We start from the raw sequence: 15,707 nt of genomic DNA, 5'->3' as shown, positions 1-15,707 counted from the left end.
CATGAACAAGATGAGGGACGACATGACATCAGTACCCGCCGAGCCACAATCGCTGCCAGGCACCGAGCGCAGCCTGTGGGACGCGTTCGCGTGCCCGGCGGCCGGGCAATCGGCCGACAGCGCACGGGAGCAGGAGGAGATTGCCCTGCCCCCTGGCCTGACGGCCAGCATCAATGACCTGATTACGGTCGCCGCGGTCCTGGGCTCCCTGCTCAGCCCGGAAGGCCGGGTGACCCTGGGCATCCATGACGGCGGCAAGCCGTCGCAGCTCGGCGTCGATTGCACGGCGTTGAACCTTGCGCAAGACGCTCGGGGCTATATCGCGCAGTTGCGCGATAGTGCCGAAGCGCCCCCTGGCGACACGCCATTGCGTGCCGATATCGAGATCAGCGATGGCAACAACCTGCCCGCGGCGCAATCGCCGGTCTGGCTACTGGTGCAGGACGGCCGTTGCCAACTGTCGGTACGCAGCGATCGCATGACCCGGGCCGTACGTCTGGAACTGCTTGAACTGGTGGCCTTCGCTTGCGCCCGGGTACTGGATCCCAAGGCCCTTCCGGCTTCTTCTATCCAGCCCGCCTGCCCTGCCCCGGCCGAAACCGGCCAGCGCCCGTTCCTGGTGGAGCGCATCTACCGGCATGTACAGAGCAAGCCATCGGCCGTGGCGATCGTGGATGACAACAGCGACCGCACCCTGACCTACGCCGAACTCTGGGATGCCTCCGAGGCCTTGGTCCAGCACATACGCGAACGCGTCACTTCCCGGCGCTCGAGCCCGCGCCTGGCGCTGTTCCTGGAGCGCGGCTGGCAACACCTGGCCTCGATCATCGCCGTGCAACGCATGGGCGGCACCTGCGTGCTGATCGACCCGGCGCATCCCGATGAGCGCATCCGGGCCTTTATCGAAGAGTGCAGTCCCCATGCGGTGTTGACCGCAGGCAGCACCACCGAGCGAGCGCGAGACTGGGCGAGCTGCCCGCTGCTGGATATCGACAAGGTGCAGATACGCCCTGCCCACGTCGACTGGGAACACGGCAAGTGGGTCGAAACCACCAACGAGGCGTGCTTTATCGCCGGCACTTCCGGCAGTACCGGACGGCCCAAGGCCGTATGCCTGTCCTATCGGGGAATGGCCGCGACCCTGGACGCCATTATCGATCAGGCCGGGCTGGGCGAGCATAGCCGCGGCTCATGGCTGTCGTCGCCCGGCTACGGGATGGTCGAGGTCGACCCGCTGCCGGTCCTGTGCGCCGGCGGCACGGTGTGCATCCCTGCCCCGCAGGTACTGCAGGACGTCAACCTGCTGGCCCGCTGGCTGCTCGAAGGCGACATGAACCATACGCTGGCCATGACGTCCATCGCCGAAGCGCTGTGGGCCACCGGGACCCGGACCGGCCTGCGCACCATGCTGATCGCCGGTGAGCGCTGCAAGCAATGGCCGCCGGCCGATCTCGGCTACCGGGTGATCAATGTCTATGGCTCCGCGGAGGCCGCGGTGGTGTCCATCGAGGACCTGTGCGCACCGCGCCGCACCTTGCTGCCCTCGGTCGGACGGGCGATACCCGGCGCCCGGATGTACGTGGTCGACCGCCATGGCCAGCCGCTTGCGGCCCGTTGTGTCGGAGAGCTGATCATCACCGGCGAAACGCTGTCGGTGGGCTACGTGAACCCCGAGGACACCAAGAAGGCGTTTCGTGGCAACACCCTGGACGCCACGTCGCCATTGCAATACAGCACCGGCGATCGGGCGCGCATGGCCGCCGATGGCACCGTGGAAATCTTCGGGCGGACCGATTCGGTGGTAAAGATCCGCGGACATCGGGTCGACCTGACTGAACTGGAGATCACCGCGCTGCAGGTACCGGGCGTGGTGAAGGCGGCGGCCACCTGCTTGAGCAACGACCTGGGCGCGACCCTGGCATTGTTCCTGGAGCTGGCTCCGGACGCCGCAGAGGTGATGGCCAAGGTCCGCAAGCATTTGGCCTCGCGCCTGCACCCGGCCGCTCAGCCCGGCCAGATCGTGACCGGCACCCTGCCCCTGGGGCGCAACGGCAAGGTGGACTACAACGCGCTGCAGGTCGGCCCCATCGAGCGCGATGCGGACCAGACCGTCTTTGCCCCGGTGACCCGGGCAGACCACGCGGTACGTGATTGCTGGCTGGCCTGGACGCTGTGTGAAGAGGCGACGCTGGAGTCGAGTTTCTTCGACGCCGGCGGCGATTCCCTGCGCGCCTTGCGCATGGTCGGCGAGCTGGCCTGCAAGCACGGCATCCATGTGCAAATGGGCGCGTTCCTCGAGGAGCCGGTACTGGCGAACCTGGTGCGCCTGGCCAATGCCTCGCGCAATACCCAGTTGCCGACGTTCGAGCACTTGCCGGCGCAGCAGCAACGGCTGCCGTTCGAACTCAACGAAAGCCAGCAGGCACTGTGGATCGGTCGTGGCTCGTTCTACGACTACGGCGGCGTCGGCTGCCAGGGCTATTTCGAATGGGAAGTGCAGGCCCTGGATCGCGAGCGCTTCACCCGTGCCGTGGGGCTGCTGGTCGAGCGCCATCCGATGCTGCGCATGACCATCGATGCCAGCGGACGCCAGAGCATCGGCGATGTCGACGGTACCCAGGCGGTGGAGTACGTCGATCTCAGCGACCTGGATGCGGCGCAGATCGACCGGGAGATCGACCAGGTCCGCGAACGCATGGCCAACGAAGAAATCGGCACCACGCAATGGCCACTGTTCCAGTTCCGCATCAGCCGCATCAGCGCCGGCACCAGCCGTGTGCATCTGTGCATCGACATGCTGATCGCCGATGCCTGGTCGATCTTCCAGGTGATCATCCCCGACCTGATCGATCTCTACCTGGAAGATGACCCACAGCTGCCCGTGCTCCAGACCAGCTTCCATGACTACGTCGCCTATCGGCAAAAGGTGCTCAAGAGCGCCCAGTACCAGGCCGACCGCGAATACTGGCTGGACAAGATCAACCATCTGCCGGCGGCGCCGCGCTTGCCGCAGCTGGAGCCCGGGGAGTTCAGCGGCCCGTCGCGCTTCGAGCGATACGAGGGCAGCCTCGCCGTCACGGCCTGGGAGCGACTCCAGGCCCAGGCCCAGGCGCGCAATATCTCGCCATCCGGGGCGGTCGCGCTGGCCTTGTGCGAAGTGCTGCGCTGCTGGAGCGAAGAAGACCGCTTCACCCTGAACTTCCCGGTCTCGGACCGGATGCCCGTCAGTGCCGATATCGACCAGGTCGTCGGCGACTTTACCAATACCCTGCTGGTGCCTTACGAAACAGCGGCCGCCGATACCCTCGAGGCTCGCGGCCAGAAGTTGCAAGGCGCCATCTGGCAGGCACTGGACCATCGGCTGTTCAACGGTGTCGAGGTGCTGCGCGAGCTGGCCCGGGCCCGTCGCAGTGGCGGTGCGCCGCTGATGCCGATCGTCCTCACCAGCCTGCTCGGGCACCCGGGCCGCCATGACGCGGCGCGTCTTGGGCAAGAGGTCTACGGCGTCTCGCAAACGCCGCAAGTCACCCTGGATGTGCAACTGCGCGAGTCCGAGGGCACCTTGTACTTCAAATGGGACTACCTGTCCGGGGTCATTCGCCCTGACGTGGTGGAAGCGATGTTCGGCGCATTCCGCACTCTGCTGCAGCAACTGGCCGACGACAGCGAGGTCTGGCAACGCACCTGGCTCGACCTGCGACCTGCCGCGCAGATCGAAGTACGCCAGGCGGTAAACGCGACCCAGGCGCCGGTACCGGAGGTTCACCTGCGTGACCTGCTGCTGGCACGGATCGCCGAACGCGCCGGGGAAACCGCCGTCCTCGATCCACGGGGCAGCTACAGCTGGGGCGAAATCGGCCGGGCCGCGGCACGGATCGGCCAGATGATCCAGCAAGCCCGCAACCCCGGCGAACGCTTTGTCGGGATCGTGCTGCCCAAGGGCAGCGGCCACTATGCGGCGGTCTACGGCTGCCTGCTGGCCGGTGTCGGCTATGTGCCGGTGGATATCGACCTGCCGCCCGAGCGCATCCGCTCGGTGCTGTCCCAGGCCGGGGTGCGCACGGTTATCGCCGGTGCCGATACCCGGTTGCCGGAGCAGGCACAGCGGCTCGTGCTGACGGACGAGGACCTGCGTGCCTGGGCCGGGCAGCACACGGACCTGGTCCTGGCCCCCCTGCCCGCGGACTACTCGCCCTACGTGATCTTCACCTCCGGCTCCACCGGCAACCCCAAGGGGGTCGAGATTCCACAGGCCGCGGTGGTCAACCACGTCTATGACGTCGTCGAGCGCTTCGGCCTGGATGCCTCCACCCGCCACCTGGCCACTGCCGCCCTGCACTTCGACATGTCGGTCTTCGATATCTTCGGCCCCCTGCTGCACGGCGGCTCGGTGGTGGTTCCTGCCCAGGCCGCGGGCCCGGACCCCGATACCTGGCTGCGCCTGCAGCGGCGCCACGGCGTGACCTTCTGGGCCTGCGTGCCGGCCATCATGGACTTGCTGTGCAGTGTCGCGGAAAACGCGCGCAGCTTCTGCGCGGTGGAATCGCTGGCCAATATCGTCATGGCCGGCGACTGGATCCCTCTGCCATTGCTGCCGCGAGCCAGGGCGCTGTACCCGAAGGCACGGCTGTACTCCTGCGGAGGCCCCACCGAGACCACCAACTGGTCGGTGCTGCACGAGATCGACGAGCAAGAAGGCCAAATGGTGCGTTCGGTGATCTATGGCGCGCCGATGCGCAACTCGGCCTATCACATCGTGGCAGGCGACTGGACCGATTGCCCGGATTGGGTGCCCGGGGAAATGCTGGTGCAAAGCGATGTGTCCCTGGCCTGTGGCTACATCGGCCAGCCGGAGCTGACCGGCAAGGCCTTTGTCCAGCACCCGCGCAGCGGCCAGCGGATGTACCGCACCGGCGACCTCGGGCGCTACCTGCCCAACGGCGAAATCGAGATCCTGGGACGTCTCGACAACCAGATCAAGCTCAATGGCCTGCGCATCGAGCTGGGCGAGATCGAGAGCGTGGCCGAGTCCTGCCCCGGTGTCTCGCGGGCCTGTGCCGTAGCCCTGCCCGGTCCCGACGGGCATCCCAAGCAGATCGCCCTGGTCTATGTCGGCGAGCCCGGACTGGCTCCTGCAATCACCCAGGCCCTGACCCTGCGCCTGCCTGCCTACATGGTGCCGAAAACTGTCCAGCCGTTGCCCCAATTACCCCTGTCGAAGAACGGCAAGGTGGATGTACTGGCCCTGCGTGAAACCCTGAGGAATGACATGAAAGACTCCACCAGCAAGACTCCGCAAACCATCCTGCGCACCGTTATCCGGGTCATCGCCAGCCATCTTGAGGAGCCGGTGGTATTGCCCGAGGACAACTTCTTCGACCTGGGCGGCGACTCGCTGTCGGCGATGAAGATCAAGATCGAACTCGAGTCCCAGCTGTCCATCAGCGTACCCCTGGAGAATCTCATGCTCACCGAGACCATCAGTGAGTTCGCCAACAGCCTGGACGCGGGGAACCAGCCATGATCAAGGACAACCTGCACCGGCAATGGCTGGAGGATGTGGACGCCTACCTGGATGGACGCACCACGCCACAGGAACTGGAGGCCAAGGGGCAACTGCGGGCCCGGGAAGTCTTGCAGTATGTCCAGGAACGCTCGACGTTCTATGCCAGGCACCTGCGTTCGCAACTGGGTGGCCCCAGCGCGTTGCCGGCGCTGGACGGCATACCGTTCACCACCAAGGAAGACCTGCGCGCCGTGGGCCGCTCGGTCTGCAGCCTGCCTTTCGAGCAGATCGCGGTGTACTACGAGACGACCGGGACCACGGGGGCGCCCACCCCCTGCCCTCGGGCGGCGATCGACGTGGACACCAGCGGTGCCTATGTACAGAAGGCCGTCGCCGACCTGTACCAGTCGACATTCGGCACCACCGATGCCCTTACCGCGATCATGGGGCCGTCGGAGCTGTATGCGTTCGGCGATACCTATGGCGAGGTCTGCCGCAACCTGGGCATTCCCTATGTGCGGCTGTGGCCGGAAAGCCCTCGGGTCGGCCTGGTCAAGGCCGCCCAGCTGATCAACGACCTTGGCGTGCGCTCGCTGATCTGCTCCCCCGCCGTGGCCCTGGCCCTGGCCCGGCTCTATGTCAGCCAGGGGATCGACCCGCGCGAGACCGCGGTGGGCCAGATCATGGTGCTGGGCGAACTGTGCACGCCGCAGATGCTGAGCAATATCGCCCGGGTCTGGAATGCCCATTGCACCCATGGCCTGTATGGCTCCCAGGAAGCCCATGCGGTGGCCACCGGCTGCGCCAACGGCAACCTGCACTTCTCCGAGACCAACTATCTGGCGGAGATTCTTCCGGTTCCCGGAATGGAAGGCGATATCGGCGAACTGTGCCTGACGATGCTGGTACCCGGGGCCAAGCCGCTGATCCGCTACCGCACCGGCGACCTGGCGCGACTGCACGCTGCCGAGGAATGCGGGTGCGGCAATCGTTCTCGTTGCCTGCGGGTCTTTGGCCGGGTGAGCGATGTGATGACCCTGGCCGGTCGCCAGGTACTGCCGGCACTGATCGAGTCGGCGGTGCTGGCTGCGGCCGAGTGGGTCTCTGGCTACGAGGTCAGGATCTGCACCGCCAGCGACGGCAGCGACCATGTCGAAGTGTCGATGGTGGCGGGTATCGGCGAGCGTTCGCTGGCCCAGGTACAGGAGCAGATGGCCGGCCATTTCGGCACCTCGGTCCAGTTGCAGTTGGAGCAGAACCTGGACCCGAGGACCGAGACCGGCGCCTACATTTCCTGGAAGCACGCCCGTATCCGCGATCAACGGGAGAGCGCCCTGTGAGCGCGTTACCAGCCACCGCCTGCTCGGACGACGGCGTGAACAGGGCGGCGCGCCAGCGTACCCGGCCGATCGAAAGCGTGCCGTTTCACCCCGAGAGCATCGGCACCGACTACGGGATCAAGATGATCCGTAACTCATTGGCCCTGGCCAACGTCAACCCCATGGGCTGATCGCTCTGGAAAAAAGCCTCGGGTGCCGGCCGGATGCCGGTCGACACCCATTAATCTAAGGATTGGATAAACATGACTCACACACCTGCGAATGCAACGCTCAATGAAAAACGATGGCAGGCACTGGCTGTCATCTCGATCATCCAGCTGATACTGCTACTGGATGCCACCGTGGTGAACGTGGCCCTGCCACGGATCAAGCACGAGCTGGGACTCACGGACGGGTCCCTGACCTGGGTAGTCAATGCCTACCTCATCACCGCCGGATCGCTGTTGCTGCTGGGCGGGCGGATCGGCGACGCCTTTGGGGTGCGGCGCACCTTCCAGGTCGGCGTAGTGATTTTTGGCGCATTTTCCTTGCTGGCGACCTTCGCCGAAGATGCCACCGTGCTGATCGTCAGCCGTGCCGGGCAAGGGGTCGGCGAAGCCCTGGCTTCGGCCACCGGGCTGGCCATGGTGTCGTTGCTGTTTCCCGCAGGCCCCGAGCGCGGCAAGGCGTTTGGCATCTGGGCGGCACTGGGCGGCCTGGGCTCGATCATCGGCGTACTGCTGTCCGGCGTACTGACTCATTATCTGTCGTGGCGCTGGGTGTTCGGGATCAACGTGCCGATCGTCATGCTGCTGAGCGTGGCGACCATGGTCATGATTCCCAAGTTCACCCACCGCACTTCCACCCCTCTGGACCTGGGCAACGCACTGATCCTGGTGGTGGCCGTCGCCGCGACCGTCATGGCCGTGATGGGCTCCGGCATCGAGCACCTGCCCGGACAACGCGTGGCGCTCCTGGTGCTGGGCTTGCTGGGTATCGCCCTGGTGCTGCGTCGTTGCAAGCGCTCGGAAAACGGCATTATTCCCGCACGCCTGATGGCTCGCTCTCCCCGCCTGGCCGGCTACGCCATCGTGGCCATCCTGGCGGCGACCTCCGGCGCCTTGTTCTACCTGGGCGTATTGCTGCTGCAAGACTACCTCGGCCTGAGCCCGATGCAGACTGGCCTGGCCTGGCTGCCCTTCTGCCTGGGTTTCTTCCCCGGCATCTTCCTTTCGCAGTTCGTCATGCAGCGCTGGAGCCCGCAGGCCGCAGCGGTCGTCGGCCTGGCAACCTCGGCGCTGGGTTTCGCCTTGTTTGCCTTCGGCGTACCCCTGCATAGCTACTGGCTGGGAATGCTCCCGGCCATGCTGGTCACCTCCATCGGCTTCGGTTGTGTCGCACCGGTCGCTCAGTCGTTGGCCACCAGTGACTTGAGCGAGGCGGATGCCGGTGCCGGCTCGGGTATCACCACCACCATCCAGCAGTTGTTCCAGGTGTTCGGGGTCACCCTGCTGGCTGCCGTGGGCCTGGCCGTCTCCGACAGCACCGCAGTGCCGACCATCACCGCCAATGGTTTCGTCAGCGCTTTCGCACTGTCGGCGCTGGCGATGATCGGGGGTGCCTTGCTGATCTGGGCCGGACGCAATGCCCTGGCTCTCGAGCCGGCCCCATCGAGCCCCCAGCCGTAGGTTATCGTCATGCATCAGAACTACCTGATCCCTCCCTTCAAGGGACCCCTGGCGACGCTTTCCAGCGTCGCGGGGCTGCGGGAAAAATGGACCGGGGCGATGCTTGACCAGACGGGGCGCGCCTATTCTGGCGCGCTGCGTCTGGACTTCAGCGCGCAGTGTTGCCATGCGCAAGTATTCGACGCCGTGGCCCAGACCCTGGCTCGGCATCCGATCCTCGCGGCCCGATTCGAGATCGAAGGAGAACAATTGGTCGGCCGGGCCCCCAGCGAACAGGCATTGCGCCAGGCGTTGCGTGAGCAACTGGGCAAGGTGCAGGCCGCCGTCACCGACCAGGACTTCCTGGCCTATCGGGCCAGGCAAGCCGCCGAACCCGGGCTGCGCATCGCCTCGGCGGTAGACGAGGCTGGCCTGCATATCTGGATCGGCTTCTGGATCTATACCTGCGATGGCGCGTCGATTGACCTGCTGCTGGAGGATATCGCCCAGCATTACTCGGGCCTGCCCCCGGTGTCCTGCAGCGCCTGGAACGACTATTGCCGGCAGCAGCACCTGCCGCCGCCGGCAAGCGCGGCACAACGGCTTGAGATCTACCCGGGGACGGGGCCCTACGGGCTCGACGCACTGCGCGCCAAAGGCGCTGGCGGCATGGGGCGCATGCAGAGCCTGACGTTCACCTCCAGCGTGCCGCGCAGCAGGGTTCTGGACTATGCCAGGGCCCAGCGCGTGACGCCGTTCGTGCTGCTGTTGGCCATCTACCAACGGGCAATCAGTGTCGTCAGCGGTGTTGCCACCGTGGTGACCGGCGTCCCCTTCGCCAATCGCCCGGGCGCCGCGGCCCAGAAGTTGGTGGGGCCGTTGTCCAATACCATCCCGGTCAGTACCCGGCATGAGCCCGGCGAGCCATTGGCCGCGGTGATCAAGCGTGTGCAGCGGGCGGTGATCAATGCCGCGGCTCGCCAGGACATGGAGCCGGCAGCCTTGTATCCCGAGGGCATGTCTACCCGCACCGCCAGCTTCGAACTGCCGTTTCCCCAGCTGTTCAACGCCTGGAACTCACGCAGCGCAGGCAGCCGCATCGCCCTGGGCGACAACCAGTGGATGAGCCTGCGGCTATTGCCCAACGATACCTGCCGCGTGGCTTTCGAAATCACCCTGGATGAGCACACCGAGCATATTTCGGGGCGGATCGACATGGACGCCGCAGCCTATGGCGACCATGCAGGACAGGTCATCGAACAGATGATCAGCGATCTGCAAAGCATTCCCGGCGACTGATCCGCAAAGCGTGTAGACCACCGCCAAGAGCGCAGTTCGCCCAGTCCTGCGCTCTTGGCGGATGGCCTGGCTGCAACGAGCCGGGCATCGCTCCTGCCGATAACGCGTGGGGGTGTTCAATCCTCACTGACCGGCTTGAGTTTCAACGAGACAACATGAAGGTTTCGTACTCCAGGTCATCCAGCGCCGTCGATAACCGCGCGAGCCCCAGCAGTACACAGAGCAGCAGCGAGAAGGTGAAGCCATAGCCGAAAAAGCTCGGCCCCAGGTACAGGCTCAGCAGGGTCAAGGCGCCGTTGAGTGCCACGAACAAGAGGCACAGTTCCAGCACGATCATCCGTTTATCGAGGTAGAAAAACACGTTAAGGATCGCCATGAACACCACCTGGATGCTCACCCCGATCAAGTCGATATAGAACAGCGGCAGGTAGTAGCTGGACATCCCCAGCCACTCCAGTATGCGCGGGCCAAAGAGAAACAGCAGAACCACCGTCAGCCCCTGGACCTTGCAGATTTCCAGCAGGCCCTGGCGGATCGAGAAGGTCATCTCGGCTTTCAACGAACCGATATGCTGCAGGGTCTCGCCGTCGCGCACCGCCCGGAACAGGCGCTCGTACCATTCGGCGAAGTCGGTTTCGATCCTTACCAGGAACACCGCCATGCCAGGAATGATCGCCAGGTAGGCGAGGAAGATCGGCAAGTCATAAAGAATCGAGGCGCGCATCGGCCCGATCACCTGGCTCGAGGTCTGCGGGTTGAACCAGAAGATGAACTTGTCGATCCAGATTCCCAGGTTGTAGCAAAGCCCGGTCAACAGCAGGCTGACAAACACCTGGCGCCGGTCCAGAAAGTCGAAGGCCACCAGTTTCTCGGCCCGGTATTCGCGCAGGATGTCGTAGAGAAACAGGAACAATAGGCTGCTGTGCCCCAGCAGCAACGCCAGCAGCAGCCCTTCCATGCCCAGGTGCCTGAGGAAGAATGCGCTGCCGACCATCAGCCCATAGCCCACCAGCATCACCAGCAGGATGCGGTTATAAGCCTTCATCCCCGAGAGGAATATGATCACCAGCCACAGGTTGCAGAGCACCACGAAGTTGGCCAGGGTCAGCAGGCGGTAGATCAGCCCCTGGTCGAACAAGGTGATCAACAGGAGGATGCCCAGCACCCCGGCCCCCAGGGTCACCAGCAGCAGCATGCCCACCAGGTTCGGCAGGATTTGCTCGTACTTGCGCTCGAACAGGCGGTCGGAGACAAAACGGGTGAAGAAGAGTTGTAAGCCGCCGGTGAGGATCAGCGACGTGGCCATCAGGTAGGTCACGGTGATCAGGAACTGGCGGATCACCACCTCCGGGACCACCAGCCCAAGGCTGATGACCCCCACCAGCATCACGCTGAGAATCGACAGGACCCAGGGCCCGGAGCTGATCAGGCCGGCATAGACATAGGCATGCAGCGTCGCCGTGTAGGAGTCGCGCGAGAGAATCTTGCGCAGTTCGAAACCGATACCGGCCATTTACACGGCCTCCTTTTGCAGGGTGCCCATGGCGCTGTGATAAAGCCTGCGATAGCGCTCGATCATCAAGGTTTCGCTGTAGTAGCGGTGAACCCGCGACAAGCCGGCGGCCTGGGCGGACTTCCAGCGCTCGGGGCTGCGCAGCAGGTCGATGATTGCCTGGGACGTGGCCTGGGGATCGGCGATCGCCACCACCTCCCCGGCCAGCCCGAGATCGCGGTCGGACGCTTCGCCGCCCTCGATCAGCTCACGGCAGGAGCCCACGTCGCTGCTCACCACTGGAGTGCCGGCGGCCCAGGCTTCGAGAATCACCAGGGGCTGGGCCTCGCTGATGGACGTCAGCACCATCAGGCCCAGTTGCGGCAGGATGTCCTGGATCTTCTGGAACCCGAGGAACAGCACCTTTTGCTCCAGCCCGAGGCTGGCCACCAGGCTGCGACACTCGGCGACGTACTCGGGATCTTCCTCTTGCGGCCCGACGATCCAGCCTTCGACCTGCGGCATCACACTGACCACTCCCCGCATGGCCCGCAGGAAGGTCTTCACGTCCTTGATCGGCACCACCCGGCCGATCAGTCCGACCACGGGGGCGATGCCTTCGGCCCGGGACTCAAGGGCCTGGGTCCAGAGCTGCAGGTCGATGCCATTGGGAATCACCTGGGTGCGCTCGGCCGGTGCGCCGTCCTTGATCTGTCGCTGGCGGTTGCCGTCGTACAAGGCAATGATCTGGTCGGCGCTGTCGTAGACCAGATGACCGATGCGCTCGAAAAAACGCACCCAGAGCATACGGATGTAACCGGTGCCGGTGTCCATGCTGTCGTTAAGCGCCTGGTTACTGGTTTCGGCGATCCAGCTGGCCTGGGCCAGGTCGATCTTGCGCTCCTTGGTGTAGATCCCGTGCTCGCTGAGCAGCAACTGGCACCCCCACAGTTGCTTGAGGATGCAGCCCGCCAGCCCGGCATAACCGGTTGAAATCGAGTGCAGCACCCGCGCCCGCGGCATGCGTCGGGCGGCATCTGCCAGCATCAGCAACGGCGACTGCATGGTGCGCAGGGTCCAGAAATAATTGACGAAGGAAGGATCGGCGCAATGCTGCTCGTACCCTTCGGTCAGCGCCTCCCAGCTGGGGCGACTGTAGAGCACGTCATCCAGGGTGATCCGCGCCTGGGCCAGGGAATCGAGCACGCCAATGCCCAGCTCGGCGGCCGGTTTTTCCGGGTTGTGCAGGTAACGGTAAAGGTTGCTCAATTCTTCCAGGGACGCGGTGTGGGCGACTCGCCTGTGCTTCGGATTGCGCCAGGCTTCCTCCAGATACACCTCTTCGATGTGCACGACGTTGGCTGGAATCTCATAGCGGCGCTGACCGTAGGCTGCACGCTGGCCACCGATGAACAACACCGAAAAGGTCAGTTGCGGCAGCCCGAGGATCATCTGGTGAATCCAGCTGGACACACCGCCGCGCACATAAGGCCAGGTGCCCTCGAGCAACAGGCAGACATCGGCGATGGGCGTTGGGTTGACGGTTTTCTTCATGTCCAGGTCCTTATCAGCCCGGCAAAGGGCGGACGTTGTTGCATCTGCGGCGGCAAGCGGCTCAACAGCGCGGGAATCTCCGCATAGTTTCCGCTTTCAAAGGCGATTTCGGCACGGAATGGCAAGACCTTGGCCGGGTCCATGCCCGCTTCCTGGGCCTGGTGCAAATGCAGCCGCGCCTTGTCGATATCGCCGCGCTCAAGGGCGATACGCCCGGCCAGCAACAGCAACTCGCCGCCCTCTCCCGCCTCCAGCGCCAGCCTGGCATGTTCGCCGGCTTGCTCCAGCACGTGCAGCTGGACGCTGCCCTGGGCCAGGCCCAGGTAGGCCAGTTCCCAGTACCAGCGCGCCAGGGTGGCATGCAGGGCGCCGGCCTTCCTGGGCGCGGCACCGGGCAACTGTTCGAGGGAAAACTGGATCCGCTGGTTGATATCGGTTTCCTGCTTGTCGAGCATCGAGTACGCCAGGAGACGGACATCGTCGCTCGGATCGCCCAGGGCCAGCTTCAGAATCGGCACCGCTTCCTTGCCCGGCATCCTGCGGGTGGCGAGCAACGCCGCCAGGCGCTGGTCGGGGTCCGGCGCGTGGCGCAACACATCCTGCAAGCCACTGTTACCGAAGGTCGGCGAATGCAAATGGGACTGCGCGCGAAACGGCAGGCCGGGAATGCCGACGGCCTGCCACATCTGCGTATCGCGCTTGCGGGGCAGATACAGCGCCGGAAAGATCGCCGCAATCACCCCCACCGAGCCCAGCAACGGGACAAAGAACGCCAGGCTGAAAATGAACAGCGGACTCCACGGCAACGGCGTGCGATAGCGCGCCGGCAGCAGCCGCCAGACCGCCGCCGTCAGCAGGCCGCAGGCGATCCCGTGGGTCATTGCATACAGCAGCGCGATCTGCGGGTCGGGCAACTGCGCCGTCAGGCTGGCCCAGCTCCCCGCCTCGAAAAACAACGCTGCGCTAAACAGCCACTTGCTGATCATTCAGGCCACACTCGTTGTACAGGAAGTTACGCAGCCCATCCCGTTGCCGGGCCGACTCCAGGTCGTAAGGCAGCACGGTGACCCCCAGGCTGGCCAGTTCCACGCTCATGCCGAAATGCTCGTGAATCAGCTTGCCCAGGCGCGCCAGATAGCCTTGGGCGCCCTCAGCACTGGTCAGTGGCAACAGCACCAGCAACAGAGCGTGCCCGCGGTTGTTGGCAAGGCCCAGGTGCAGGTCCAGTCCGCGCTGGCTGCGTTCGAAAAGCCGCGTCAGTTCATCGTTGGCCTGGTTCGATTCAAATGCATAGAGGCAACCGGACAGGCCGTGCTGCTCGACATCCACCAGCGAACGCTTGAGCTGGCGTGTGAAGTGTTGGGCATCGTCGCTTTCCAGTTGCAGCACCTGCAAGTCAGAGTGCAGCAGGTCGGCGATATGCCCGGCCAGCAGCGCCAGCAGGCTGAGGGTGCGCTCCTGGAAGGCGAAGAACGGCATCTGCCGTACCGCGAGGATCGCCAGCACCTGTCCCTGGGTGTCCACCAAGGGAATACAGGCCTGCAGGGACGACACCGAAGCCTGCCCGCCGCTATCGAGCAGCTCTTCACGCACACTCACCAGTTCCTCGCGCTCCAGGCACAGGCGCACCAGCAGGTCGTTGGGGTCCAGGGGCCCCATGGTCCCGGTGGCGGCCAGCAGGCTCAGGTTCGGCGACGCATGGCCGGCCTGTTCCACGCGATACAGCGCGGCGACCCGCAACGAGCCGTACTGACCAAGCAGGCTCAGCACGGGCTCGGCCAGCAGGCTCAGCGGGTCATCGCCATTGGGCAGCACGCGCAGGCGATCGCGCAGGCCCAGCAACGAACTGCGCAGGCTCTGGTCGCTGCCGGCCAGGCGCTGCTCCAGGCGATCGTGGGACACCCGCAGAATCTGGTGCGCCCGGGTGAAATCGTCGAGCCGGTACTGGCGATACTCGTTGGCCATCTGCAAGCGCAGCAATCGCCGTTCCCACAGGTCTCGCACCTCGCCCACGAGCATGCCGCAGACCAGCACGCCGACAATGTAGGAGGGAGCGATCTGTGCGTAACCGGGCAGCCCCGACTGGCGCAGGATGAAGAACGCCGCTACCAGCAGGCTGGCGCTGATCAGGCCGCGGACAAACCCGTAGCGCACGCCCAGCAACAGTGGCGCCAGCACCGACCAGGGAAACTCGCCCTGCACCTGCAGCGGGTCTTGTGGCGCAAGCCACAGCCCCACGCCGATGACCAGGGCCGTCACCAGGAAAGTTTCAAGCCATGACGCCGGACCGCTGGCGCGGGGCGCCAGCGCGTAGTCCATGTGTGGAGATCTCATGACAGTCACTCGATCCTGAGGCCACCGACAAGCTTGTCGAGCACCTTCTGCGCCGCGCCGGCCAGGCTTTCGCGGGACCAGCCGGCACGGGCGCCGCTATTGCTCCAGAGCACCTTGCCGGTGCCCGCCTCGACCACCCGCAGGCTGATGCCCACCGCCGGCTCGCCATCCAGGCCGTTCTTGTACTGCCACTCTTCAATACTGCCGGACACCACATAGTCGAGATTCTGCTCGCGAGCCCAATCCATGGCTCCGGCCAGGCGCTCGTTATCGTCGAGCAGGGCTTGTTCGCCCTGCCCCGCCGCGCCGTTGTAGACCTGGGGTTGCAGGCCCCGGCTGCTCAGTACGCTAAGCAGAATCTGCTCACTGCGCTCGCCGGCCTGGGGCGTCTGGGAATAGTTGACCAGCGGCAACACGCCCCAGCGGGCGGATTTCGACAGCTCGGGGCTGTCCTGACCGGTAAAACTGCTGCAGCCGGCCATCAGCAAGGCGACCATCGCCAGACTCACGCAACGAATGGATTGCATAAGGTTCAC

At 64.9% G+C, this 15,707-nt stretch carries 10 protein-coding genes; 5 read left to right on the top strand and 5 right to left on the bottom strand.

Going from position 1 to position 15,707, the window contains the following annotated elements; all coding sequences use genetic code 11:
- The first annotated feature begins 22 nt into the window (after nucleotides 1-22).
- The 5 genes from AC07PQ_RS21190 (at nucleotide 23) to AC07PQ_RS21170 (ending at nucleotide 9,791) form a co-directional block, all read left to right on the top strand.
- On the top strand, nucleotides 23-5,524 hold the full coding sequence (locus AC07PQ_RS21190) for an amino acid adenylation domain-containing protein (RefSeq protein ID WP_493186301.1): 5,502 nt from the start codon (nucleotides 23-25) through the stop codon (nucleotides 5,522-5,524).
- Entirely contained in the window at nucleotides 5,521-6,846 is a 1,326-nt protein-coding gene (locus AC07PQ_RS21185) for a phenylacetate--CoA ligase family protein (protein WP_101337996.1), read from the top strand. Before AC07PQ_RS21190 ends, AC07PQ_RS21185 begins: the two co-directional genes overlap by 4 nt.
- Nucleotides 6,843-7,016: a glutamine amidotransferase-related protein gene (locus tag AC07PQ_RS21180; protein ID WP_178082608.1), complete on the top strand. Its 174-nt coding sequence runs from the start codon at nucleotides 6,843-6,845 to the stop codon at nucleotides 7,014-7,016. The genes AC07PQ_RS21185 and AC07PQ_RS21180 overlap by 4 nt, the downstream gene beginning before the upstream one ends.
- A gap of 72 nt (nucleotides 7,017-7,088) precedes the next feature.
- The gene (locus AC07PQ_RS21175) at nucleotides 7,089-8,513 is read left to right on the top strand and encodes an MFS transporter (RefSeq protein ID WP_007925555.1); all 1,425 of its coding nucleotides are present in this window, start codon (nucleotides 7,089-7,091) and stop codon (nucleotides 8,511-8,513) included.
- A 9-nt stretch (nucleotides 8,514-8,522) separates the two neighbouring features.
- Entirely contained in the window at nucleotides 8,523-9,791 is a 1,269-nt protein-coding gene (locus AC07PQ_RS21170) for a condensation domain-containing protein (protein WP_493186302.1), read from the top strand.
- 142 nt (nucleotides 9,792-9,933) lie between these two features.
- Here AC07PQ_RS21170 and pelG read toward each other — a convergent pair whose 3' ends face one another.
- From pelG to AC07PQ_RS21145, 5 genes are read right to left on the bottom strand one after another with little or no spacing between them, the layout of a single operon-like run.
- The gene (gene pelG / locus AC07PQ_RS21165; RefSeq protein ID WP_007925551.1) at nucleotides 9,934-11,304 is read right to left on the bottom strand and encodes an exopolysaccharide Pel transporter PelG; all 1,371 of its coding nucleotides are present in this window, start codon (nucleotides 11,302-11,304) and stop codon (nucleotides 9,934-9,936) included.
- Complete coding sequence (pelF, locus tag AC07PQ_RS21160; RefSeq protein WP_493186303.1) at nucleotides 11,305-12,837, bottom strand: GT4 family glycosyltransferase PelF; 1,533 nt, start codon at nucleotides 12,835-12,837, stop codon at nucleotides 11,305-11,307.
- On the bottom strand, nucleotides 12,834-13,823 hold the full coding sequence (locus AC07PQ_RS21155; RefSeq protein WP_493186304.1) for a HEAT repeat domain-containing protein: 990 nt from the start codon (nucleotides 13,821-13,823) through the stop codon (nucleotides 12,834-12,836). The genes pelF and AC07PQ_RS21155 overlap by 4 nt, the downstream gene beginning before the upstream one ends.
- Nucleotides 13,801-15,171, bottom strand: a complete 1,371-nt coding sequence (locus AC07PQ_RS21150) for a PelD GGDEF domain-containing protein (protein WP_493186305.1) — start codon at nucleotides 15,169-15,171, stop codon at nucleotides 13,801-13,803. The genes AC07PQ_RS21155 and AC07PQ_RS21150 overlap by 23 nt, the downstream gene beginning before the upstream one ends.
- A gap of 5 nt (nucleotides 15,172-15,176) precedes the next feature.
- Nucleotides 15,177-15,698 carry a hypothetical protein gene (locus AC07PQ_RS21145; protein WP_007925542.1) on the bottom strand — a complete coding sequence of 174 codons (522 nt, stop codon included), beginning with the start codon at nucleotides 15,696-15,698 and terminating at the stop codon, nucleotides 15,177-15,179.
- Between the last annotated feature and the right edge of the window lie 9 nt (nucleotides 15,699-15,707).

It is taken from the genome of Pseudomonas sp. GW821-FHT09E12 (assembly GCF_059416085.1).
Note: the sequence above shows the minus strand (reverse complement) of the source record. Positions and strands in the feature narration are given on the sequence as shown.

What these genes read in the sequence shown, in the direction of transcription:
- AC07PQ_RS21170 (WP_493186302.1), top strand. Translation starts at nt 8,523, where the DNA reads ATGCATCAGAACTACCTGATCCCTCCCTTCAAGGGACCCCTGGCGACG.
- AC07PQ_RS21145 (WP_007925542.1), bottom strand. Translation starts at nt 15,698, where the DNA reads ATGCAATCCATTCGTTGCGTGAGTCTGGCGATGGTCGCCTTGCTGATG.
- AC07PQ_RS21175 (WP_007925555.1), top strand. Translation starts at nt 7,089, where the DNA reads ATGACTCACACACCTGCGAATGCAACGCTCAATGAAAAACGATGGCAG.
- pelF (WP_493186303.1), bottom strand. Translation starts at nt 12,837, where the DNA reads ATGAAGAAAACCGTCAACCCAACGCCCATCGCCGATGTCTGCCTGTTG.
- AC07PQ_RS21155 (WP_493186304.1), bottom strand. Translation starts at nt 13,823, where the DNA reads ATGATCAGCAAGTGGCTGTTTAGCGCAGCGTTGTTTTTCGAGGCGGGG.
- AC07PQ_RS21190 (WP_493186301.1), top strand. Translation starts at nt 23, where the DNA reads ATGACATCAGTACCCGCCGAGCCACAATCGCTGCCAGGCACCGAGCGC.
- pelG (WP_007925551.1), bottom strand. Translation starts at nt 11,304, where the DNA reads ATGGCCGGTATCGGTTTCGAACTGCGCAAGATTCTCTCGCGCGACTCC.
- AC07PQ_RS21185 (WP_101337996.1), top strand. Translation starts at nt 5,521, where the DNA reads ATGATCAAGGACAACCTGCACCGGCAATGGCTGGAGGATGTGGACGCC.
- AC07PQ_RS21150 (WP_493186305.1), bottom strand. Translation starts at nt 15,171, where the DNA reads ATGAGATCTCCACACATGGACTACGCGCTGGCGCCCCGCGCCAGCGGT.